At 35.8% G+C, this 24443-nt stretch carries 17 protein-coding genes and 1 pseudogene; 10 read left to right on the top strand and 8 right to left on the bottom strand.

The window, feature by feature from the left end; genetic code table 11:
• The first annotated feature begins 724 nt into the window (after positions 1–724).
• The 3 genes and pseudogenes from JNUCC74_RS18620 to JNUCC74_RS18610 form a co-directional block, all read left to right on the top strand.
• Positions 725–5860 carry a SpaA isopeptide-forming pilin-related protein gene (locus JNUCC74_RS18620; RefSeq protein WP_454066439.1) on the top strand — a complete coding sequence of 1712 codons (5136 nt, stop codon included), beginning with the start codon at positions 725–727 and terminating at the stop codon, positions 5858–5860.
• A 759-nt stretch (positions 5861–6619) separates the two neighbouring features.
• A complete protein-coding gene (dacB, locus tag JNUCC74_RS18615; RefSeq protein ID WP_454066438.1) occupies positions 6620–8140 on the top strand; it encodes a D-alanyl-D-alanine carboxypeptidase/D-alanyl-D-alanine endopeptidase in 1521 nt (506 codons plus the stop codon).
• 4 nt (positions 8141–8144) lie between these two features.
• Positions 8145–8474: pseudogene (locus JNUCC74_RS18610) on the top strand (AAA family ATPase); the annotation flags it as partial.
• Between the two features lie 427 nt (positions 8475–8901).
• On the opposite strand, the gene pssA reads toward JNUCC74_RS18610, so the two are convergent.
• Positions 8902–9588 carry a CDP-diacylglycerol--serine O-phosphatidyltransferase gene (gene pssA, locus JNUCC74_RS18605; RefSeq protein ID WP_454066437.1) on the bottom strand — a complete coding sequence of 229 codons (687 nt, stop codon included), beginning with the start codon at positions 9586–9588 and terminating at the stop codon, positions 8902–8904.
• A gap of 455 nt (positions 9589–10043) precedes the next feature.
• Between pssA and JNUCC74_RS18600 the strand changes: the two genes are divergently transcribed.
• Entirely contained in the window at positions 10044–10823 is a 780-nt protein-coding gene (locus JNUCC74_RS18600; protein WP_077318829.1) for a phosphatidylserine decarboxylase, read from the top strand.
• Between the two features lies 1 nt (position 10824).
• On the opposite strand, the gene JNUCC74_RS18595 is transcribed toward JNUCC74_RS18600, so the two are convergent.
• On the bottom strand, positions 10825–11418 hold the full coding sequence (locus JNUCC74_RS18595; protein WP_077318828.1) for a DedA family protein: 594 nt from the start codon (positions 11416–11418) through the stop codon (positions 10825–10827).
• Positions 11419–12187: 769 nt separating this feature from the next.
• On the opposite strand from JNUCC74_RS18595, the gene JNUCC74_RS18590 reads away from it, so the two are divergent.
• Complete coding sequence (locus tag JNUCC74_RS18590) at positions 12188–12511, top strand: hypothetical protein (protein ID WP_454066436.1); 324 nt, start codon at positions 12188–12190, stop codon at positions 12509–12511.
• A gap of 343 nt (positions 12512–12854) precedes the next feature.
• Here JNUCC74_RS18590 and JNUCC74_RS18585 read toward each other — a convergent pair whose 3' ends face one another.
• Both JNUCC74_RS18585 and metA read right to left on the bottom strand, forming a co-directional pair.
• Positions 12855–13043 carry a hypothetical protein gene (locus JNUCC74_RS18585; RefSeq protein WP_454066435.1) on the bottom strand — a complete coding sequence of 63 codons (189 nt, stop codon included), beginning with the start codon at positions 13041–13043 and terminating at the stop codon, positions 12855–12857.
• Between the two features lie 68 nt (positions 13044–13111).
• Positions 13112–14020: a homoserine O-acetyltransferase MetA gene (gene metA / locus JNUCC74_RS18580; protein ID WP_454066434.1), complete on the bottom strand. Its 909-nt coding sequence runs from the start codon at positions 14018–14020 to the stop codon at positions 13112–13114.
• 569 nt (positions 14021–14589) lie between these two features.
• Between metA and JNUCC74_RS18575 the strand changes: the two genes are divergently transcribed.
• On the top strand, positions 14590–15186 hold the full coding sequence (locus JNUCC74_RS18575; protein ID WP_454066433.1) for a class D sortase: 597 nt from the start codon (positions 14590–14592) through the stop codon (positions 15184–15186).
• A gap of 593 nt (positions 15187–15779) precedes the next feature.
• Here JNUCC74_RS18575 and guaC read toward each other — a convergent pair.
• From guaC to JNUCC74_RS18560, 3 genes are all read right to left on the bottom strand, one after another.
• A complete protein-coding gene (gene guaC, locus JNUCC74_RS18570) occupies positions 15780–16766 on the bottom strand; it encodes a GMP reductase (RefSeq protein ID WP_454066432.1) in 987 nt (328 codons plus the stop codon).
• A gap of 289 nt (positions 16767–17055) precedes the next feature.
• The gene (locus tag JNUCC74_RS18565; RefSeq protein ID WP_454065614.1) at positions 17056–17922 is read right to left on the bottom strand and encodes an IS3 family transposase; all 867 of its coding nucleotides are present in this window, start codon (positions 17920–17922) and stop codon (positions 17056–17058) included.
• Positions 17886–18443, bottom strand: coding sequence for a helix-turn-helix domain-containing protein (locus tag JNUCC74_RS18560; protein ID WP_454065613.1), 558 nt, complete (start codon positions 18441–18443; stop codon positions 17886–17888). Before JNUCC74_RS18560 ends, JNUCC74_RS18565 begins: the two co-directional genes overlap by 37 nt.
• Before the next feature lie 540 nt (positions 18444–18983).
• On the opposite strand from JNUCC74_RS18560, the gene JNUCC74_RS18555 reads away from it, so the two are divergent.
• Together JNUCC74_RS18555 and rlmH are read left to right on the top strand one after the other, a co-directional pair.
• Complete coding sequence (locus JNUCC74_RS18555) at positions 18984–19331, top strand: hypothetical protein (protein ID WP_454066431.1); 348 nt, start codon at positions 18984–18986, stop codon at positions 19329–19331.
• A gap of 191 nt (positions 19332–19522) precedes the next feature.
• Positions 19523–20002, top strand: a complete 480-nt coding sequence (rlmH, locus tag JNUCC74_RS18550; RefSeq protein WP_454066430.1) for a 23S rRNA (pseudouridine(1915)-N(3))-methyltransferase RlmH — start codon at positions 19523–19525, stop codon at positions 20000–20002.
• On the opposite strand, the gene JNUCC74_RS18545 is transcribed toward rlmH, so the two are convergent.
• Positions 19895–21646 carry a recombinase family protein gene (locus JNUCC74_RS18545; RefSeq protein ID WP_454066429.1) on the bottom strand — a complete coding sequence of 584 codons (1752 nt, stop codon included), beginning with the start codon at positions 21644–21646 and terminating at the stop codon, positions 19895–19897. The genes rlmH and JNUCC74_RS18545 overlap by 108 nt on opposite strands.
• A gap of 212 nt (positions 21647–21858) precedes the next feature.
• On the opposite strand from JNUCC74_RS18545, the gene JNUCC74_RS18540 reads away from it, so the two are divergent.
• A complete protein-coding gene (locus JNUCC74_RS18540) occupies positions 21859–22227 on the top strand; it encodes an ArsR/SmtB family transcription factor (RefSeq protein WP_040047916.1) in 369 nt (122 codons plus the stop codon).
• Positions 22220–24376 carry a heavy metal translocating P-type ATPase gene (locus JNUCC74_RS18535; protein WP_216883984.1) on the top strand — a complete coding sequence of 719 codons (2157 nt, stop codon included), beginning with the start codon at positions 22220–22222 and terminating at the stop codon, positions 24374–24376. Before JNUCC74_RS18540 ends, JNUCC74_RS18535 begins: the two co-directional genes overlap by 8 nt.
• The last annotated feature ends 67 nt before the right edge of the window (positions 24377–24443 follow it).

The following is a 24443-nucleotide window of genomic DNA, read 5'->3' as shown; positions in this document are numbered from 1 at the left end:
CTGTATTTGCACTTCTTGAATGAAGTATCACTTTATCTCAAAGTATTATATGTATAGTTTTTGTATAGTTCTATTTTGTACAATATCGATGATAAGAAAATATATACAAAATCATATTGCAATGTATATATTTTATTCCTACCTTTTTTAAGACTGGCTGTCCATAACATCCTAAAAAGAATATTGTATACAAAATAACTAGCAACAGAACCTTCATAAATGACATCAAAAGATGTACTAGTAGCTGTATATGTTGCGCAGCCGATGGTTGAATGTGCTGAAGTAAGCTTCCTAAAGTATCAAAGTGAAGCAGAAAAATAAAAAGCGTATAGAATGCTTCAGTTACAAGATTAATATGATGAAAAATTAAAGGAGGTTGAAAAGTAAAAATTATATTTGCACTTTCGATTGTAGCAGTATTTGTTTACAAATATAATTTAGATGGATTTCAAATAGTATAAAGTAGCCAATGATTATCTAAATAAGGAGATACATTCGTTCTAAATATCCAATCTGTTTATTTTAAAATCAGAATAGTTTTAATTTATAAACTGAAATCATATTTACGGATATGGGTATATAGAGGGTTGTTAGAGAGGGATAAGAAAAGCGGATTACAAACTAATTTTAGAATTGTTTTCAAATGCTTTTCAAAACTCTGTGTAAAGGGGCTGTATCCAATCTCTATGAAGGTACTAATATATATTCGGAAAGGGGTAGCACATTGAAGAAGCAGTTAAGTGTGCTTTTTATTATTTTCCTTTTATTGCAAACAATTTCTAGTAGTCTGGCGTTTCCAATGCAGATCAATGCACAAGAGATAGACAATGAAATTGTAACAAACATGGAGCTAATTGATGAATCAGGGGATTCCATTCAACTAGAGAATAAACAAAAAGCGACACACGTAAGGGTGGACTGGTCAATCAAAGACATAACAGTCGATCCTAAAATAGCTTATACCCAGCCAATACCTACTGCTATTGAAATAAAAAAGAAGCAGGAAGGAAAATTGATGGTAGAAGAAGTAGAAGTGGGAACTTACGTTGTAGATACAGACAACAAGGTAACTATTCGCTTTAAAGAGGAAATTAGCCAATTCCCAAACACTAGCGGATCATTTATGGTAGAAGTTGCTCAGGGCATGCAAGATAAGAATAATGCCGATGAACAGCAAGCTGACAAAGCAACTACTGCTCAAAAAGCAGATAAACCAACAAAAGTTTTACAAGAAGATTCAAATGATCCAAAAGGGGAAGTAAAGCATGATGAAAATTCAACATCTGAAGAAGCAGCAAAATCTGCTGCAGGTAACAAGGAATTGCAGGCGGAGAAGATAGCAGTAGAAAAAGTTGCTTCATTAAATGAAATTACTAAAAATATATTGACTAATGCTGAGGTTTCCTATCAAGACGTGAATGGTGAACCTTTAACAAAACCAGGAAAAGACTCAATAATTTCAATAAAGTATTGGTGGGAATTACCGAATAGACATGGATATAAAGCCGGGGACACCTTTACATTTCAGGTGCCGGAAGAGTTAGATATTTATTCTGAGTTTGAGCGCGTTGAATTGAAGTTTAATGGAGAAACGATCGGCTATTTATCTGTAAAAAAAGATGGGACGGCAACGATTGAATTTACAAAGTTTATTGAAGAATACTCTAATATAAACGGAACTTTCGAGATTTGGACACAATTAAAAGAAGAAACGGTTATTACCGAAAACAGAGAAGTTATTATAACGCCAATTGAAGGAAAGGAAGCTATTACTATACCAATAGATTTTAATCCTGGTTGGCCGGCAGTTGAGAAACAAGGAGTTCCAAATCGGTCCTATAATGCCGAAGAAATTGAATGGACGATAGATTTTAACAAAACGTTAGAGACAATACGTAATGCTAAGGTAATTGACCCGATCCAAAAAGGGCAAGTTCTAAGAGAAGACTCTATAAAATTGTATCATTTAGAGACAAAATTAAACGGAGAAGCGACTCTTGGTGATGAGGTTGAATCTACAGCATATACAGTTAGGAAAACGGAGAATGGGGAAGACTTCACGATTAAATTTAATAAAGATATCCATTCAGCCTATCGTTTAGTATACGTTACAGATATTACCGATGATGATCAAGCTGAATTCAATAATAAAGTGTCGTTAACTGGTAATGACTTTGAGAATAAAAGTGCTGAGGCTACAGTATCTGTTGGTAGAGGAGCGCCTTTAGAGAAAAGAGCCGCACATTACGATCGCGAGAATCAAGTCATTACTTGGGAAATTCGTTATAATTACAATGAGAAAAACATCGCCAAAGAAGATGCGCTGTTAAAAGATTTTTTTAATGGAAGTCAAGAGTTGATAGAAAATTCATTTGTCGTATCAAAAATTACGATTCATGAGAATGGTGGAGAAGCGAGTGCGGAAGAAATTGTTAAAGGAACCGATTATACAGTAACTCCTAAACAACAAGGAGATCAAACCGGTTTTCATTTACAGTTTACAGAAGACATTTCTTCTGCGTACAAAATTTTGTATAAAACCAAAGCTTCAGAGCGGGTTTTTGACCAAGAAACAATTACGAATACTGTAAATACTGGCGATCATGAGACAACGGATAATCAAACCATTGACCAAGTAATATTATTTAAAAGTCATGGCACACCAAATTACAAGGATAAGACAATGGAATGGTCCGTTTCCTTCAATCACGATAAACAAAAGATGAACAATGTCGTTGTAGACGATATATTCACTAATAAAGGTCTAACCCTTGTTCCTGAATCACTCAAGATTTCAGGATTGGAAAAAGGAATCGATTATAGACTGACTAAAAATGAAGCTGATCAATTTGAAATTGAATTTCTTAAACCAATCACTGATTCCCATACGATAACCTATACAACGAAGTTTGACTATGAGCAGCGTGAAAATAAGGAAGAGCATTTTGTTAACCATGCATATCTGACTTGGACAGATGAAGAAGGAAATAATAAGGAGAAAGATGCCGAAGCTATATTTAAACCAGATGATTACACACAACATAATGGGTTCAAATATGGTTCCTATAATGCAGTGACAAAGGAAATTACTTGGAATATAGGCGTCAACTATAATTTGAAAACTTTGGAAAGTGCAGTAGTGAAAGATTTTATCCAAGGAAATCAGCAATTGAAGCGTGATTCCATTACCGTCTATGAGATGGAACTCACAGGAGGAGCAAATGGAATAAGATTAAAAGAAGCGGTACCAGGTGAAGATTACTCCATTAAGTTTATAAAAAATGAAAAGGCTGAGCCCGGTTTTCAAGTCTCATTTGAAAAAGAGATGAAGGAAGCATATTTGATTGAATATAAGACGAGTTTGGATGAACTGGAATTAGTCGCAGAAAACTACAAAAATAGAGCAACACTCTACAATGGAGATAAAAAAGAAACCGACTTAGATGCTTCTGTATCTATTCCACATGGAGGAAAATATACGGAGAAGTCAGGAAGTCAGAGCGGGAAAATTATTGATTGGAAAGTAAATATTAACTTTGCCCAGTCAAATGTTAGCAATGCCACCATAGTTGACAATCCAAGTAATAATCAAACGCTCTTGGAAAACTCATTCCATTTGTATGCAACATCTGTAAATGAACATGGTGATGTCACAAAAGGAGAGAAACTGGAGCTTGGAACCGATTATACCTTAGAATTAAATCAAAATCCGGATTCGTTTATCCTACAATTTAGAGAAGAAATTAACGAACCATATATGTTGGAATATCAGTCGCTCATTCTTGAGAGACCAGGAAATTCTGTAAGTAACAGTATCTCTTTCAATGGCGACAATATTGATGAAGTAGTGAATGAGTCTAAAGAAACGATAAAGGTAAAATATACTAATGGCATGGGAGAAGGTACTGGAGAAATCGGCAGACTAACTGTTAACAAAACAGATAGCAAAACTGGTGAACTCCTTCCTGGTGCTACCTTTACTCTGGTGGATGAGGAAAGTGGAGTTACTATTGGCACGAAAACAACTGGTGAAGGTGGAAAAGCTGTTTTTGATCGATTGCTCTATGGAGATTATACGTTGATTGAAGACAGTGCACCAGACGGCTATCTCATTGATAAAAAACAATATGCTATTACGATTAATAAACCGTATGAAGAAGGCAGTGCTGAAAAATTAGGGAATCAGTATACAGTTACCAATTTGAAGCTAATTCATGCTGTCCAATTAAATAAGGTGGATAAAGAAACAGGTAAGACTTTATCCGGTGCTTCTTTTGTCTTACAGAAGAAAAATGGAGATACGTATGAGAATATCAATCACGTAACAACAAATGCAGCTGGTATTATTTACAAGGATGGTTTGGAACCTGGAGATTATCAGTTTATAGAAACAAAAGCCCCTAATGGTTACCAACTCAATACGGAGCCAATTCCATTTACAATCGGTAAAAAACAAACAGAAGTTCTTACATTAACAGCAGAGAATATAAAACTTGGTTCGGTGGAATTAACAAAACTTGCTGAAGATGGTGAGAATCAAGTTCTAAAAGATGCAGAATTTCGATTAGAACGTGAAGATGGATCTGTTGTTTATCCGCTATTAAGGACAGATGAGAATGGGAAAATCTTTGTTTCCAATCTTCAGCCAGGCAAGTATCAATTTATCGAAATTAAAGCACCAGCATATTATTTGCTTAACAAGGAACCAATTCCCTTTACTATAGAACCTGGAAAAACAAAGGCAGTAACTGTAGAAGCCATGAATGAACTTATTCTGGGTAAAGTAGAGCTAGCAAAGGTTGACAAGGATCAGGAAGAAGTTTCATTAGAAGGTGCTGAGTTCAATCTTTTAAATGAAAAAGATGAAGTTATACAAAAAAATTTAACAACGAATGAGGAAGGCAAAATTGTTGTTGAAAATCTGAAACCGGGCATGTATCAATTCGTGGAAACAAAAGCGCCAAAGCATTATCAACTAGACGAAACTCCAATTAAATTTACGATTGAGAAAAGCAAAACGGAAGCAGATGTTAGGGTAGTTAAGGTGCAAGCAGAAAATGAGCTAATTCCAGGGTCTGTCGAACTTGTAAAAGTTGATGAAGATAATAAAGATAAGTCACTAGAGGGTGCCGTATTCGAACTGCAAGATGCAGAAGGGAACACCCTTCAAGAAGGCTTAACAACGAATGAATCAGGCAAAATCGTTGTAGAAGACCTGCGACCAGGCAAGTACCAGTTTGTCGAAATCAAAGCACCAGCTTATTACCAGCTAGATGCTAAACCAATCGCGTTTGAAGTTGAAACGAGTCAGAAAGAGACATTAAGATTAACTGCAATGAATACGTTGACTACTGGTAAAGTGGAACTTACCAAAATTGACAGAAACGACCAGGCAACGAAACTAGAAGGAGCCGAATTTGAACTGCAAGATGCAAAAGGTAATATCCTTCAAGAAGGTCTAACAACGAATGAATCAGGCAAAATCGTTGTAGAAGAGCTGCGACCAGGTAAGTACCAGTTTGTCGAAACCAAAGCACCAGCTAACTACCAGCTAGATAAAGCGCCAATTCCTTTTACGATTGAATTTAGTCAGAAGGAAACACTTAAACTAACGGTAGAAAATACACTTATTCCGGATGAACCAGTATCTAATGATGAGAAAAATAACAATGGACATAACATGGATACAACTCACACAAACATTGATAACAAGCAGAATCTAGATAAGTCGGTACAGCAGTTTGACGACAAACTTCCACAAACTGGAGAAGAATGGTTACGTTATATGATCATTTTAGGTATCTCATTAATCGCTTTTGGAGGTATACTCATCTTATCTAAACGTAAAAATATCTCTTAAGTAAAAGAAAAAGCCCGATGGAAATAACCTTTTGGTTATATGACCATTGGGCTTTATTAATTTTCATTACTCTTTATAATAAATGAACACAGGCCTATACGATATGTCAATCATCGGCTCGAATCGAAAGGAAGACCGAATAAAAGAGGGCTTGCCGCTCAGGCGCCGGTCATACCCCTGTTTTAGAGGCATGTTTTTAATTATCTTGACGGGGATATGGAGAAAAACAGCTCTCCTAAATGCTTAATATTCAAGGAGAAAAACCCTTCCTTGAATGAAGCTACGCTTTATCTAGTCAAAAGTTCCCCAGTTTGTATGTCGGTAAATAAGCATTCTAGCTTTGGTTAAATGTATTAAAAAGAAATAGTAACGTTACAAAACGTTTTTCAGACATAAAATAAGCTAAACACATTCATAACTCTATCGAAGAAGACATAAGCTATAGATATTGCTTTGATAGGGCACCTAACTTGAACCCAGGCATTTAATGATAAGGGATTAGAACAAAGTTAAGATTAAAGCTATTCGGTGATAGACATTTTAAATTGATCCATAAGACGAAGCAAATGGTATTGTTCAAAAACTAAACGGGTCTACATGAGCTTGTCACTATCGTAACACCATCCTAATTTTTGTTCTTTTTAAATAGAAGGAATTCAAGGCTAACCCGATAAAAATGCGCGTATATTATCCAAATCTTACAATATAATGATAAAAATTAAAGTAAAAGGTGTGGACATGCTTATGAAGTGGAATAGCGTGATAAGGAAAAGATATTTATGTTTGGTTATTTCTGTTATCGTTGTAATTTCGTTATTGAATCAAAATAATCCATTGCTCGTGACAGCAACAAAAGATATAGACAAAGAAACAATAACTGAAAATGCTTCGTTAGAGGAAAAACTATCAGCCATCCTGATGAATAAGCATTTAGCTGGAACGTCAACAGCGGTCAGCGTTATGCATGCGAACACAGGAAAACTGTTATTTTCGCAGAATGCATCTAGTCGATTACATCCAGCATCCAATATGAAGCTGCTCACTGCAGTATCAGCATTGGAGGTACTGGGTGAGGATTATCAATTTTCAACTGAAATACTAACGAATGGGAAAGTGAAAGGTAATGTACTACATGGAAACTTATATGTAAAAGGAAAAGGAGATCCGACCCTATTAGCGAAAGATTTACAACGTTTTGCTCGTGATTTAAGAAAGCAGGGAATTCGAAAAATAAAAGGCAATCTTATTGGCGATGACACATGGTATGATGATATTCGTCTATCCCAAGATTTAAATTGGTCAGATGAATCTGTTTATACTGGAGCACAAGTATCGGCTTTAACCCTTTCTCCAAATGAAGATTATGACGCTGGAACGGTTATTGTCGAGGTGCTTCCTAGGAAAGCAGCTGAAGGAAAAGCAAAACTACGTATAACGCCTAAAACCGATTATGTAAACATCGTGAATAACACAAAAATGATAAATAAGGATGGGAAAAAGGATATTTCTATTGAACGAAAACATGGAACGAATACGATTGTCGTTGAAGGAACGATGCCGGTAAATGGTTCGAATGCAAAAGATTGGATATCCATTTGGGAACCAACAGGGTATGTATTAGATGTGTTTGAAGTAGCTCTTAACGAAGCAGGTATCTCTTTTATTGGACATTCTAAACCCACTCGGGGGAAAACGCCTACAAAAGCGAATAAGCTAGCTATAAAAAAATCAATACCGTTAAAAGAATTACTTATTCCATTTATGAAACTAAGTAATAATGGACATGGTGAAGTACTTACGAAAGAAATGGGAAAAGTGATGCATAATGAAGGCAGCTGGGAAAAAGGAATAGAAGCTATAGAACAAGTCATGTCTGACATGGGAATCGATCCAACATCCATGCTATTACGCGATGGATCTGGTATGTCACATAAAAATATGATCCCAGCAAATGCGCTTACCCAATTACTTTATCATGCGCAACATAAACCTTGGTTTAAAGTATTTAAACAATCCCTGCCGGTAGCCGGGGAATACGACAGATTTGTTGGCGGCACCCTCCGTGAGCGCATGAAAACGGGACCTGCAAAATCCAATGTGATGGCAAAGACAGGCTCATTAACAGGTATGTCAACACTATCCGGTTATGTAATGACAAAGGATCAACACCCAATTATTTTTTCGATCATGATAAATAACTATCTTGGATCAAGTAAACATATCATGGCGATCGAGGACCAAATCGCTGAGACATTGGCAGAGCATGATTTTTCGAAATAAAATGGAATCACATGACGAAGCATTCTTGGCAGCATTTATCCACCGATTCCAAGGAAATAGACTATACATTTTAGATAAACCAGAAGCAGCCTTGTCTCCATTAAGGCAGATGTCAATGCTGCAGCGAATTCACGATCTTGTAGAAGCAGGTTCCAGTTTATTATCTCTACCCATGCGCCTATTTTGATGACATGTCCACATGCACTCATTTTTGAGTTGACAGAAGCTGGCATGCAGGAAACCACATTGGAAAAACCAAGTCATTATAAAATAATGGAAGCAATTTTTTACAGATAAAGATCGCATGTTTCATCATTTGTTTGAATCGATGTAGTTGTATTTCATTATTTATCCATAAATCCTCTATTGCAGTGATGAAGAAACGATGGGCGGAAAAACTGGAGAAAATCGATGCATAGGAATTATCCTTATTACCCTATGATGCATGGACAAGAACCCAGGTGACTTAATAACCAGCAGTTTTCATATCATCTGCTAAAAGATTTCGTATCTATCTGCTTAACAAGAGTTAGTTCAAAGTGGTGGGGATATTTGTTGTTTACTTAAATCTACCCAAAGTCCAAAAAACAGCATGGTAAACGTTTCACTGAAACAGAAAATAGTTATTCACAGCTAAAAATGAAGCTGAAAAAACTCAATATGCAGGCTGTAGAATTCAAAGGCGTTACGATTATAGTACCTTTGTTAAAATTTTAACCGTAGTGGATGAAGGAAGACCACTACGGTTAAGAAGTTTCCTTTTATCTGATTTCTTTGATTTTGAAAAAACGATACGCCACATATATCAGGTAGAGAGGTGTTGCGACATAGAGTAAATAAGGAAATCTACCATGTGCTTCAATATTAATGATAACTAACAATGCCCCCAAGAAGATGGTTACAATGGTACCATATCTAGGTAAGGGGATTTGTTTACAGCTTGGTATTTTGATTGTACTTACCATTAAGAAGCACAGTGCAGTGAAAATAACAGTTGTTACAATACTAGGAATTTGTTCATTAAATAAAGTTAATATCGCTAGTATTCCCCCGGCAGCGGTAATTGGTACACCTACAAAATGATTAATAGAATCATTATCTGATGTAATATTGAATCTAGCTAATCGGTACGCCCCAAATAATGGGAATAATCCAGAGACCGCAAAGCCAAGCCATCCACTATTAGAGAATATCGTATAGTATACTAAGAAGCATGGAGCTATGCCAAAAGTTACAATATCAGCTAAAGAATCTAACTCTTTCCCTAGAGAACTTTCAACTTGTAACATTCTGGCAATCCGACCATCCATACTGTCTAACATCATCCCGATAAGAACAAGTACAGCTGCATTTTTATATTGGTTGTTGGCAGCATAACCAATTGATAAAAAACCACAATATAAATTTCCTAATGTAAACATATTTGGTATTTGTTTTTTTATATTCATTTTGCCCCCCTAAAAATCTATTGTTATAGTATATGTATGTGTGCAAAAAGGGGGATAAAAAGGACGAAAAAAATCAAATTGATATGGCTTTTGTTGATCTGTTGATACGTCCTCATCCAAGCCAATCCCTTCATTGCTGACTCGCAGCGAATGTTTATGTCCTAAACATACTGAAAAGACGTTTCCAGCGTGCTTTTTACACATACATTTGGATACATGAGTAAAACTTTATCGGTGAGCCGCCATCTCTAACAACATTACGAAGTACAAGACAAGTGTAGCATAAGAAACAAGCTGACAAAACTGTCTATGTCATTTTTACCACGCTTTTTGAACAGGTTCATAGGTAAATAGTTTATAATAAGCATACCATTTACTCAGATGTCAAAGCCAATTATACTATATTTAGAGAAGAGTATCACAGATAATTTATTTTATATAGGAGGATTCAATCATTGCTTAAGTGGCTTTTTAAGATATTTGTAGAATTGACTGGAAATCGTTTTATGTCCAGATTACTTATACGTGTGACAACGTCTAAATGGAGTCGCATTTTCATTCCATTGTTTGTAAAAGTTTATCATATCAACCAGGCAGAAATGAAATTACCGTTGTCTGAATACCATAGCCTTCAGCATTTGTTTACTAGAGAGCTAAAATCGGAGATAAGAGCTATTGATAATCATAAGCATGTAATCGTTAGCCCGGTAGATGGTGTAGTTAGTGCTTTTGGATCTGTAAGTGAGGTGGAGAAATATAAGGTAAAAAATCGACAACTAAATTTAGAAGAAATGCTAGGTAGTGAAGAGATAGCAGCAACCTATAAGAAAGGTAAATATATCATTTTATATTTATCTCCTCATCATTATCACAGAATTCATAGTCCTGTAAAAGGGAGGATTACGAACAGCTGGACCCTAGGTGGAAAATCCTATCCTGTTAATTCGCTTGGAATAAAATACGGCAACAAACCGCTTTCAACGAATCGCCGAACGGTTACAGAAATAGAGAGTGAGCTCCAAAATATTGCAGTCGTTAAAGTTGGAGCATTAAATGTGAATAGTATCCACCTTACGAACCAATCAAAAGAGCTAGAACCAGGAGATGAGTTAGCTTATTTCTCATTCGGTTCCACAGTCATTTTGTTAATGGAAAATGAACACCTTCAATTCGCGACAAATGTGACTGTAGGAGAAGAAATAAAATATGGGGAAAGACTTTTATTTCTTAATTAGTTCACGTTTTTGATTTCTTTTTTGATCTTATTATATAGATGGATACGAGAACGATAAAAAGCAAAATCCAAAATGCTTTCGAAGCATGATAGAATACCCGTTCAATAATTTCCCAGTTATTTCCTAATATTGTTCCTAAAATAATGAACGCAGATGCCCAGATAACAGCACCTAAATAGGCAAAGATGGCAAAATACGAATAACGATAATTGGATATACCAGCTAAATAGGCAGTTATATGTCTGACTCCAGGGATAAAATAACCAATTAGAAGAAAAAACCCCCCATACTTTTTATACTTATTTTGAGCCCAAATAATATTTTTTTCTTTTATACGTAATTTTGGGCCAAATCGTTTAATAAACGGAATTCCTAGCTTCTTTCCCAGCAAATAGCTAATAGAAATTCCGATGATAGAGCCTAAAATAGCAATGAAAATGGAATACTTTAGTGACATTCTGCCTAAATACACACTATAGCCTACGTATGTGAGTAGTACCTCATCAGGCAGGGGAAGTCCGATAATACCTAAGACGAGAACAGTAAATATTCCAATATAGCCGTATTGTGTAACAAGACTCCCTAGATCTGACATGCTAATCCTCTTTTCCTTTTTGCAATGAAAGCTTATAAATTATCAAGATGGGTCCTACCTATTTAAAAGGTTTCCCTATTTTAAATGAATTAAATAGGGCTATATAGGGTAGGTCACTCTCCTTTACAAATTATAGCATCGGCAAACATTACTTGCTATATAATTTACGTCAAGTTGATAAACGAGTATAGGCAATGTTAATCAAAGATACAGGATATGACTCAATTAACCCTGTTTTACTTGGTTCTTCATCTTTTTGGAGAAATGTAGTACTTTCTTAGTAATGCTAAAAGATTAATTCGTTTTTTCTTTGGAGAAATTCCTTGAATGATGAACGATTGTTGCTTTGCAGTCTGCATGATGCGATTTTAATGTAAATGTAGTGATTTTCTGTATCGCATTTCGCTAAGGACGCTTTTCGCTGTATTTGTTGTAGAAGAAATCGATATCGATATAAGAATAGAAAAAAGTTTGCAAGTTTCAGGAATGAGGAGATATGAGGTTCAGCTTAAAATGATCCTAACCGTTTCCAAAAGTGATTAAATTCCCTTTTCCAGTTTTTTTGTTTTTCTTATTGAGCTTGACCATTTATAGTTTTAGTATACAGTAGGATTTTAGAAGCTTTAAAGTGCTGTTGTAAGAGGATGGATATGGCAGTGACAAAATTCCCTTAAAATATTTTACATATTATTGGTATAAACGCCCAATAACTTATATAGGCAAATGCATAAAGTGATTACATAGCATAAAAAGAAATGAGGGAATTTTGATGAATGAGATGAATGAATGGAATCAAGTGGCTAATGTGCAGGAAAATCATTATTATCCGCATGATCAAGAATTTTATACAGATGAACACCAATTGCAAGCTTTTGATCAAGAGCAATATGTAGGGGATGACTGGCGCTTACCAATATTCGGTCCAAGGCCATTCTTCGGTCCAAGGCCATTCTTTGGGCCAAGACCTTTCTTTGGACCAGGATTTGGATTTGGCGCTGGACCATTTGTTGGCGGGTTAGCCGGCGGACTGTTAGCCGGATCATTAGTAGGCGGACTAGGAGCGCCGTATTATTATCCGCCATACTACTGGTAATAATTTTTTTGAGGAGACGTATAAAAATGGCGCATTGAATTTAATCGTTGGCAGTAATTTCCCTGCTGCAGGGAAAGTTAAAGTAAGATGAAGTAGGAGCTAATCTTTTAAAAAATTTGTTCTGCATGCAAGGTGCCGTAAGATTCCCACTTCAAGAGTTATAGAAATTACGAAGGAGTTGAAGGGGGGATAACGGCACCTAAATGCCTGATTCTTTGGTCAACAGGATAGAGATACATCCTGATTAAGCACATCACATCGCATGCAGAAAGAGTGTTTTTCTTTTTCAAGGATAGAGTAGCTTCGTCAGCAATATATCGCATAAGAAAAGCGTTCTTCTTTTTCAAGGACAGGAAAAAACTTCGACAGACACTTCGCGATGTTTCAAGAACATTGCGATTTTAGCCTTTGTTCTGATATAAGAAATCATAGCTGTTTCTGCATGGTGGATATCTTTTTTGAAAGTAGCATTGTCTAGCTTAAGTACTGGAGCGTATAAGCAAACTTCGATTTCTTTTTTACGATCAGTCAACACCGGCTCTCCGTATTCATTGAGAATAATAGTCGCGGAAACGAGTAGCTTGAAGTCATTCCCTAGCTCTATTCCCATACATAAGGTGTTTCTTGATATACATAGTAGTTCAGCCAGTTAGAGAATAATAGATGCGCATGCGAGCGCCAGCGATTTAATGGTACTTTTTCTAAATTGTTATTTGGGAAATAGTTTTTAGGAATAGCTGGGTTCAACCCTTTTTTCCGATCACGATGGTATTCCTCAGCAAGTGTATCATTGTCATACTCTAAATGACCAGTTATCATAATATTCTTTTTATCATTTGAAATAATAACGAACGGATCATTTTCTTTCGTAGCAGCCAGCAATGTTAACCGATTATCATTCTGAATCGCTTTCATTGGTGTTCCAGTATAACGAGAATGTGGTGCTAAAAACTCATCATCAAAGCCCCGAATCAGCTCCACTGTTGGATGAAAAACCTGATGGGCGAATACACCTGAGCATTTGCCAGAAAGCTCATGTTTCCCAACTCCATAGTGATAATAAAGCGCTGCTTGAGCAGCCCAGCAAATATGCAAGCTTGAGCTGACATGCGTTTTAGACCATTCCATAATCATTTGAAGCTCTTCCCAATAATTTACTTCTTCAAAGGATAACAACTCCACAGGTGCACCGGTTATAATCATGCCGTCATACCGTTTATCTTTAATAGCATCAAACGTATGATAAAACTGTTTCAAATGCGACTTGCTAACCGTTTTTGAATCATGTGTTGCGGTATGCAAAAATGTCACGAGAACCTGTAAGGGAGAATTCCCCAATAGCCGCAACAATTGAGTTTCCGTACGTTCTTTTTCCGGCATTAAATTAACAATCACGATATTTAATGGACGAATATCTTTTGTTGTAGCACGAACCGTATCCATAATAAAAATATTTTCTTTTTCCAATATGTCATGTGCTGGCAACTGCTTTGGAATTGTAATTGGCACTAGGAACCCTCCTTATTTACTTATTTTTACTATTATATAGCAAGTTATGAAGAAGATCTATACCGTGCTTGGAAAAAGAAATCGGTAATGAAACGTAAAGTATGGTCTACTATGGTTTTTGTAATATTTGGGAAATTGTAGCGGAATACGATTTTAACTTGTATGAAGGCAATACCATCGTCCATTTTTGTAAAGAATTTGTATAGCTCTATCCTTTAAAATAAGCATCTAGAAAACTTCTTAAAAATGAATCGTTGAGAAATCGAAATTAATAAAAATATTGTTAATCAAACAACGGAAATTATGTTTTCAGTAACTCGGATTAAGCAAAACATCCTCATGCAATAGAGCTTTACCTTTATCCTCGAAAACCACGATGTATCGCTTGCATACCTTCTCTGTTATTGAAAAAGACAATGCTTTTTATTCTTGCGATGTGCCGCTGTCAATGCTTCTGTTCTGTCAACCACATCTTAGATATAGGGTAAACAGATATGTAGGAATTAAAAATTGTAAATAGTGAAAAGGAATTAACAGAGATTGGAAAGTAGCTGTAAGGGGGAGTCGATGTGAAAAACACAAAAATAAAGGTAGGGATTTTATTTATACTTATCGGGCTTGTTCTAATTTCCATTCCATTTTATTATGAATGGAAACAGCAAAAGGAAGTAACCGCTTTGGAAGAAGCGCTTGCTATGATTGCCAACGCTGATGGAGAAGATGTAGATTTATCATCTATTGATAATTTACCATTTTCTAAGGAAGAATTAGACGGGGTAGTAGAACTTGAAATACCATCCATCCATTTAAAACAAAAAGTGTTAACAGAGACTACGAATGAAAATTTAAGTGTTGCATTAACGCAAATTAAGCCGAATCAAACACCAGGTAAAAATAATTTTACGATTGCTGGACATCGCGGGTATCGCGGAGATCGCCATTTTCGAAATCTGCCAAAGGTTGCTAAAGGTGATGAAGTGTTATTACATACAAAAGAGCAGACTTTTGTATACCAGGTAAATTCATCCGAGGTAATCGAACCAACAGAAGTACAGGTTTTAGAAGATAAAAAAGGACAAGCGGAAATAACATTAATTACTTGTACGATTGATGGAAAAGAACGAATTGCGACAAAAGGAAATTTAATTAGCACAAGGGGCAAATAAATAGACAGTAACTGGTATTTAGCTTTGAAATAAATTCCATATAATTCGCGATCGAAGTTTTGGTAAAACATATCATGTAAGCGATAGTAAATCAATGCTCATAAAAAAGCCTCAGACACAACATTTTGTGCTAAGGCTTTTTATTGTTTAGGAATTTATAAAATTTGTATAGAAAGCATCTTTGATCTACTGTTCAAGGACGTGGAAGGCGCTACGACAGCGATACTTCCCGGTTTCTCAAGGACAGAGATGCTACGCCAGCAATACACCGCGGTTTTTCAAGGAGAAAAGCGCTCCCCTTGAATGAAGCATTACTTTAACTCGATGTAAGGTGCCGCAAGACTACAAACTTCAAGATTTAAGAAAATGCGATGAAGTCTAAATTGGAAAAACGGCACCTAAATGCCCGATTCGTTCAAGGGTCTTTAGATCATACCATTAAGGTTCTAAACATTCCGTGAAAGGCGTACCATGGAATGAAGTTTCACTTTATCCCGTCAGAAGATCCGCCGTTTGTACGTTACTAATCACTGCTAGCTTTTGTTCTGACGTTGGGTCATAACCGACCTTCAATCCTTTTTTTGAACACGTATTTAATAAATAATTTTATCGCCGTTAAAGATAGAATTTTTTACCACGACGTAATCCACATTGCGAATCGCTTCCAGCTTTTTTCCGCCAGCATAGGAAATACTTGATTGTAAATCCTGCTCCATTTCTCTTAATGTGTCTTTTAAAGAACCTTTATGTTCTACAAGCATTTTTTTACCTTCGACATTTTTTCTTTCACCTTTTTGAAATTCGGAAGCAGATCCAAAATATTCCTTCAAAATTTTTCCGTCTCTTTCAATCGTTTCACCTGGTGATTCTTCATGTCCGGCAAAAAGAGAACCAATCATTACCATTGACGCTCCAAAACGGATCGATTTGGCAATATCGCCATGTGTACGAATTCCACCATCAGCAATAATTGGCTTACTTGCTGCCTTTGCACACCAGCGGAGAGCTGCCAATTGCCAGCCCCCTGTACCAAAACCAGTTTTAATTTTCGTAATACATACCTTTCCTGGTCCAATACCGACCTTGGTTGCGTCAGCACCGGCATTTTCCAGTTCTCTCACAGCTTCCGGCGTTCCTACGTTTCCAGCAATAAGAAAACTTTTTGGTAAATATTTTTTAATATGCTTAATCATATTAATAACCAAATCCGAATGCCCATGGGCAACATCGATCGTAATATATTCTGGTACCAGCTTTTCTTCTGCCAACTTTTCAACAAACGCATATTCTTCTTCCTTGACACCAACACTAATGGATGCAATGAGTCCACGACTTCGCATATCTTTTATGAAGTCGATACGCTTTTCTGGTTTAAAACGATGCATAATATAAAAATAGCCATTTTCAGCTAACATGATCGCAATTTTTTCATCAATGATTGTTTGCATATTTGCAGGAACGACAGGTAATTTAAACGTATTCCCTCCTAAGGTGACACTTGTATCACATTCTGAACGACTGCTAACAATACATTTTGCAGGAATTAATTGAATATCTTCGTAATCAAATACATTTTCCATGCTTTACACCTCTAAATCCGAATGATAATAAAATATTTTTATTTAATGTTCGTACATTAGTAATGTACACGATTTTGCACAAGAAGTCAAAGTTTTATTTCGAAGGGTTTAAAAACGTTAAGGAAATGAGAAATAGTTAAGATTTTAGATGGTAAAATTGTGGGGAGAGATCTTCAATAGGGAATTTTAAAAATCGAGTAACGAAAAAAGGGGGCAGGGACATAAGCAAATACGAAATAGCAAAAACCGAACAATTATTTTGTGATTACCCCCAAAAGTTAGAGTTTTATTATACAGTTGATTGGCTGGATTGCGTTCGATACTCGACTGGGCTCAGCCCGGCCAATTTTTCTTTTATTCGTTCATGATTATACCAATAGATATATTCTTCAATCCGACTTTTTAATTCTTCATAGCTTACTAATTTTTCTCCATAATACATTTCTTGTTTTAAAATGCCAAAAAAATTCTCCATGGAAGCATTATCCGCACAGGTTGCTTTTCTAGACATGCTTTGGAATACTTTATTCTCTTTTAATGTTCTCACCCATTGGTTGTGTTGGTAATGAAAGCCTTGGTCAGAATGGATGGTGGTGCGATAGGTTGCATGATTCTTTATTATCTCTATCGTTTCTTTTAAAGGTTCTATGACAAGATCTAACGTTGGACGTTCCTTGATTTTATACGCAATAATTTCTCCGTTATAAAGGTCAAGAATCGGATTTAAATATAACTTCTCTTCACTTAGACATTTGAATTCTGTAATATCGGTTACTAATTTTTGAAGAGGAATTGGCGTGTTAAAACGGCGAGACAATCGGTTTTTCGCCACTTTTCCAACGTTTCCCTTATAGGAATTGTATTTACGGGATTTTCGCATAAATTTCACACATTTCAATCCCAATTCGCACATAATGCGATATACTTTTTTATGGTTGATAACGTATCCTAATTTATTTAGTTCTCTAGTAATACGTTTATAGCCATAACGTTCATGGAACTTTTTAAATAAATCGATAATGATTTTTTTTAGTACTTTGTCTGAATCTTCTCTGCCAAAATTTTTCACATGATAGTGATAGGTTGCTTCAGGTATGCCCACAATAAGGAGAATATCTTTTAATCGGAATCCTTCTTCTTTAAGTCCAAATGCCACCTTTGCCTGTGCTTTTCGTGGAAGGCATTTGGATTCTCCCGAAAAGCTCGTAGCTTTTTTAGGTACGCATTTTCTAGCCTTAATAGTTCATTCTCTCGTTCTAATATTTCTTCACGTGTTAACTTTTTTTCTTCCTTTTTCTTCCGTTTATTGGGTTTCTTAGACATAGAAGACTCCCCCTTTGGTTTCAGGCCTTCTACTCCTTGTTCCTTAAATTCTTTCATCCAGCGTCTAATTAAGGAAGGGTTGTTCAATTTAAATTGAACAGCAGTTTCTAAAAAAGTAGCACCTGTCTTTAACACAAATTGTATCGTATTTAATTTAAATCGAACAGGATAAAACTTCCTAGCTTTTTTTCTTTTTAACCCATCCATTCCCTGAGACTTATAGACTTTCACCCATTCAAATATTGGTGTTGCGCTACCCATATTATATTTTTTTGCCAATAATTTATATCCTAGGTTGCCATATAAATACTCGGTGACAAGATTTATTTTAAATTCTTCACTATATTTAGCCATAAAAACACCCCCGAAAATTAGATTTTCTACTCTAACTTTCGGGGGTCGGCACCTTTTATAATTGTTCGGTTTGTTTATGTTTAGAAAAACTTGGCTTATCGCCAAGTCTTTAGCGAAAGCCATAGTTTTTCTTATACTATAAACCATAAAAATTTTATACTTTCCTATAGTGTAAAAAAATTCCCATCATCGCGACGTCAACTTTTCTCTTTCCTGCGGAATCTTCAGCTCGAGCTATTCCGCAGAAGTCTACATATGTTGACTACGCTAAAAACTTGTGTATACATTAGAAAAGCTTGGCTTATCGCCAGTCCTTAGCGAAAGCCATAGTTTTTCTTATACTATAAACCATATAATTTTTATACTTTCCTATAGTACAAGGGCGATCTATGGTTCGTTTTTTAATCAGCTGTTTTATTTTTTGTCCCAGTCTCATACAATACATGAGGTATTCGAAAAAGGAAAGTTTTTCTGATAATTCTTTCTGTTTGAAAATGTATTTGTTACAATGTAAGAAAAAGCGAAGAACGGAGTGGTAACATGCGTTTACTATTTACAGGTCTGCTTGAAATGCTGCGTGGACTGTTGATCTTTATGCTACTTTACTTGCTCTTTGGGGCTGTAAGTAATTACTTGTTAGAAATGATAACAAACAGACACATATCCCAGTTAACGGAAGAACATTCCTATTTAATGTACTTTTTAGCACTACAAGCAGTTGGTGTTGCAATTATTATTTTTATTCTTTATCGAAACAAGTTTCAATTCTCCGGTTGGTATAAAGGGAAACAGGTAAAGAGGCTTTCAAAAACGACAACTGGAATTCTTGTGACAAGTAGCGTAGTCTTTATCTTTGCTATGTATATCGTGGTGGGATTGTCTTTGTAAAGCTAATACTTAATGAATGATGTGATAGGGGCTTTGGACTGTACTTAGCTTGATTCGAGGCAAAGTATTCTCTCTTCTTTAGCAGAAAGAATCATTTTATACAGGGCTTAAATTTATTAGATTGGATTAAAGATACAATTGCATTGTGGTAAACTAAGGAAAAACGAGATCTGTGAAGGACGTCATACATAATGAAAATCACGATTGTATCAGTAGGAAAATTAAAAGAGAAGTACTTGAAGCAAGGCATACAAGAATATTTAAAACGCTTAAGCACATACGCAAAAGTAAAGATCATTGAAGTGGCGGATGAAAAAGCACCAGAAAACCTAAGTGAAGCGCAAATGTTAGATGTTAAGCAAAAAGAAGGCGAACGCATTTTAAGTCATATTCAACCAGATACATATGTCATTACGTTAGAAATTAACGGTAAAATGCTCACTTCAGAACAATTTGCCAGCAAATTGGATGAACTCGCAACCTATGGAAAAAGCAAAATTGCTTTTGTCATTGGCGGGTCACTTGGAATTAGTGCAGATGTACAAAGTCGTAGTGATTTAGCTTTATCCTTTTCGAAAATGACCTTTCCACATCAGGTGATGCGGTTCATTCTGTTGGAGCAGGTGTATAGGGCATTTCGGATTAATCGGGGGGAACCGTACCACAAATAGAGGCAAAAATTGTTGTAGGTAAGGTGGTAATTCTTTGTCGGAAGCGGGTATTGAAAATGTGTTTTCATTATCCGTTTCACGATATAACAAATGGATAAGTATAAAGGTTTTGGATATATTCATTTCAGTAAAATCAAATTCAAGTTCTATGTTTTTAATTGTTCTGGATCTATCTTTTTGTTTGATTGTAATATTATCAATTAATAACTGTAGTAATTGCTTTTGGTTTTCTCTAGATGACTTCTTATAAACCGATAGGAACTTTTCTAGTAATTTTTCAATCAAATCTGGTTGAATTACCTTTGAATCTATAGAACTTAATTGGATTGCAATCTCATTTTTCTCTGATTCTAATTCTCTTTTTTCATTGGAAACCTTTTGTAAACTTTCTTGCAGTATATCCACAGGAAGAGTGTTTTTCTCAAAGGCTTCCATATACCTTGCCTGTAATTGTTCAATTTCCTTTAACCGCTTTTCAATCTCTACTAGTTCTTTATTAAGTTGGCTTATCGAATGAGCGGAATTAGAACTAATGTCTGTGAGAATCTTATATAACCTCTTCTTATTAGAACTAAGTTGTTCAATTTTCTTGATAACCGTTTCTTCTGCTTTATATGCCTTAATGGAATTAGCTTTACAAGCAGCAGATCCTTTGTTATGAAAATCGCTACAGACGTAATAACGATGTTTTCGTTTCGTCCCATCTTTTCGTGTATGTGTTGTAATTGACGGAACCATTCCTTGACCACAATCAGGACAGCGTAAAAGGCCACTAAGTAAAAATGGTTCGTTTGATTGACGCTGCTTAAATGATTTACTTTTTCTCCTTGCTCGTACAACGCTCCATAGTTCGTCCGAAATAATAGGTTCATGTTTTCCTTCTACAAGAATAGGATTTGGATTTTTCCCTTTTCTTCGTTTGGAATCCCAATTTTCAAATTTTAGCCAACTGATTTTACCGTTATATATTACATTGTCTAGGATTTGTGCTACTCCATTGATGGAGAAATAACGATTACGCTTGGTTTTATATCCAGCTTTATTTAAGTGGTTAGAAATCGCTCTTAGCCCTTTGCCATTTGCATACATATGATAGATTAACTGTACTACTTCAGCTTCCTTTTCATTGATAACTAGCTCCTTCTTAACAGTGTCATATCCAAATACAACCCCGCCGTTCCATCTCCCTTCCAAAGCTCTCTGTTTCATCCCAAGCTTAACGTTTTCCGCTAATGTATTTCGCTCCATTTCAGCGATTGAGGCCATAATTTGAAGTACTAAACGACCTATAGGACTACTGGTATCAAAGTTTTCTGAGTAGGATATAAATTTCACGTTGTATTTTTCAAACTTATCTAGAATCATGAGTGTTTCTAGCATATTTCTTGAAAGTCGGGAAATTTTCCAAACTATTACAGCATCAAATCTCTCATTCTCTACATCTTTAATTAGTCTTTTCATTTCAGGCCGTCCTTTTACGGATTTACCACTAATTCCTTCATCGACATATTCATCAATCACCTCCCAGTTATAAATTTGAGCATATTGCCGAAGTGTTTGAAGTTGCGCGGCTATACTAAAACCTTCTTTTGCCTGTTCTTCTGTGCTTACACGAGCATAAATTGCAACTCTTGATATATCCATATCTAATCCTCCTTCATACTGATATTACAATGAAATACTAGATAAGAGAAATGGGACCTTATGTGATTGTTTGACTTAAATGGGAAATTGAAGAAGTACTTTTTAGAATTGGAAATACCCATTTCTTTTTTATTTCATTCAAGTATATGCTTGAATGTTGCGCTGGAAAAAGTTATTATATAATCAAGCAAATACTTGAATGAGGTGATGAATTGAATAAGAAAGATACTTGTGAAATTTTTTGTTATGACGAGGAAAAGGTTAATCGAATACAGGGTGATCTACAAACAGTAGATATTTCAGGTGTTTCTCAAATGTTAAAAGCAATTGCCGACGAAAATAGAGCAAAAATCACCTATGCTTTGTGTCAGGAAGATGAACTATGTGTTTGTGATATAGCTAATATCTTAGGCGTTACAGTTGCTAATGCTTCTCATCATTTACGAACACTTTATAAGCAAAGGATTGTCAACTATAGAAAAGAAGGAAAGCTTTCCTTTTACTCATTAAACGACGAACATATCAAACAAATTATGATGATTGCATTAACACATAAGAAAGAGGTGGAGGTAAATGTTTGAACAAGCTGAACGGTCTGAAGTTGACATGACTTCCTACCGAGTACAAGGCTTTTCGTGTGCCAATTGTGCGGGTAAATTCGAAAAGAATGTAAAAAAATTATCAGGGGTTCATGATGCAAAAGTAAATTTTGGTGCATCTAAAATTGAGGTATATGGGAATACAACTATCGAGGAATTAGAAAAAGCTGGTGCTTTTGAAAACCTTAAAGTCGCTCCAGATAAACCATTAAGGGAAGAGAAACAAGAGGTTAAAGAAGGGAAAGAGCCATTTTATAAAAAACACAGCACATTACTATACGCTTCTTTATTAATCGTTTTTGGTTATATCTCTCAGTTTGTTAATGGGGAAGAAAATATTATTACCTCCCTATTGTTTGCAGCAGCCATCGTTATTGGGGGATATTCACTCTTTAAAGTCGGGTTTCAAAACTTACTACATTTTGAATTTGACATGAAAACTCTTATGACAGTGGCTATTATTGGAGCAGCTATTATTGGAGAATGGGCAGAAGGTGCAATTGTTGTTATTCTCTTTGCAATTAGTGAAGCTTTAGAACGTTTCTCTATGGACCGAGCAAGACAATCAATTCGATCTTTAATGGATATTGCTCCGAAAGAGGCGCTTGTTAGAAGAAATGGGCAAGAAATGATGATTCATGTTGATGATATTGCTGTTGGCGATATTATGATTGTGAAACCCGGTCAAAAGCTTGCTATGGATGGTGTAGTAGTAAATGGCTACTCGGCTGTTAATCAAGCAACTATTACAGGCGAGTCAGTCCCAGTTGAGAAAACAGTGGATGATGAAGTTTTTGCAGGTACATTAAACGAAGAGGGAATACTTGAGGTTAAAGTAACAAAGCTTGTTGAAGATACAACAATTTCCAAAATCATTCACCTTGTTGAAGAAGCTCAAGGGGAACGCGCGCCTTCTCAAGCGTTTGTAGATAAATTTGCAAAATATTATACGCCTATTATTATGATTATCGCAGGGCTGGTAGCTGTAGTACCACCATTATTATTTGGTGGCAGCTGGGGAACTTGGGTTTATCAAGGGCTAGCAGTATTGGTCGTTGGTTGTCCCTGTGCATTAGTTATTTCAACTCCTATTTCTATTGTTTCAGCAATTGGAAATGCAGCTAAAAAAGGTGTGCTTATCAAAGGCGGAATTTATCTAGAAGAAATGGGTGCTTTAAAAGCAATAGCTTTTGATAAAACGGGTACACTTACAAAAGGAGTTCCAGTTGTAACAGATTTTAAAATGTTGAACAATCAGGTAAATGCAGAAGATATGTTGTCTATCATTACTGCATTAGAATATCGTTCCGGGCATCCTCTAGCTTCAGCTATTATGAAAAAAGCAGATGAGGAGAACATTTCCTACACTCATGTAATCGTGGATGATTTCTCTTCTATCACAGGAAAAGGAATTAAGGGGACTATCAACGGTACGACTTACTACATTGGAAATCCAAAATTATTTGAGAATCTATCAGTTGATTTTAATAACGAACAAGATCAACTAGTTACAGCCCTTCAAAATCAAGGTAAAACTGCAATGGTGGTTGGAACTGAAAAAGAAATACTTGCTGTCATTGCAGTAGCTGATGAAGTACGTGAATCAAGTAAAGAAGTTATTCAAAAGTTACATCAACTTGGAATTAAAAAAACCATTATGCTTACGGGAGACAACAAAGGAACGGCAGATGCTATTGGAGGTCATGTTGGGGTAACGGATATTCAGGCAGAACTATTGCCACAAGACAAATTAGAATTTATCAAAAAATTGAGATCTAAATACGGAAACGTAGCAATGGTTGGAGATGGTGTCAATGATGCTCCTGCATTAGCTGCTTCTACCGTTGGAATTGCGATGGGTGGGGCTGGTACAGACACAGCACTAGAAACGGCAGACGTTGCTTTAATGGGAGACGATTTAAGAAAACTTCCATTCTCCATTAAATTAAGTCGAAAAGCTCTTACCATAATTAAGCAAAACATTACCTTTGCACTCGCTATCAAATTCATTGCTTTGTTATTGGTTATCCCCGGTTGGTTAACACTTTGGATTGCCATCCTTTCTGATATGGGAGCAACTCTTTTAGTTGCGTTAAATGGTTTACGACTTATGCGAGTAAAAGAGAAATAAATATTAACATATAATCTAAGGGCTTTTCTTCTCATTGAAAAGCCCTACCCCAAAACTTGGAGATGAA

This window comes from Cerasibacillus sp. JNUCC 74 (assembly GCF_053667775.1).
The sequence above is the reverse complement of the archived record's forward strand: the minus strand, read 5'-3'. Positions and strand labels throughout refer to the sequence as shown.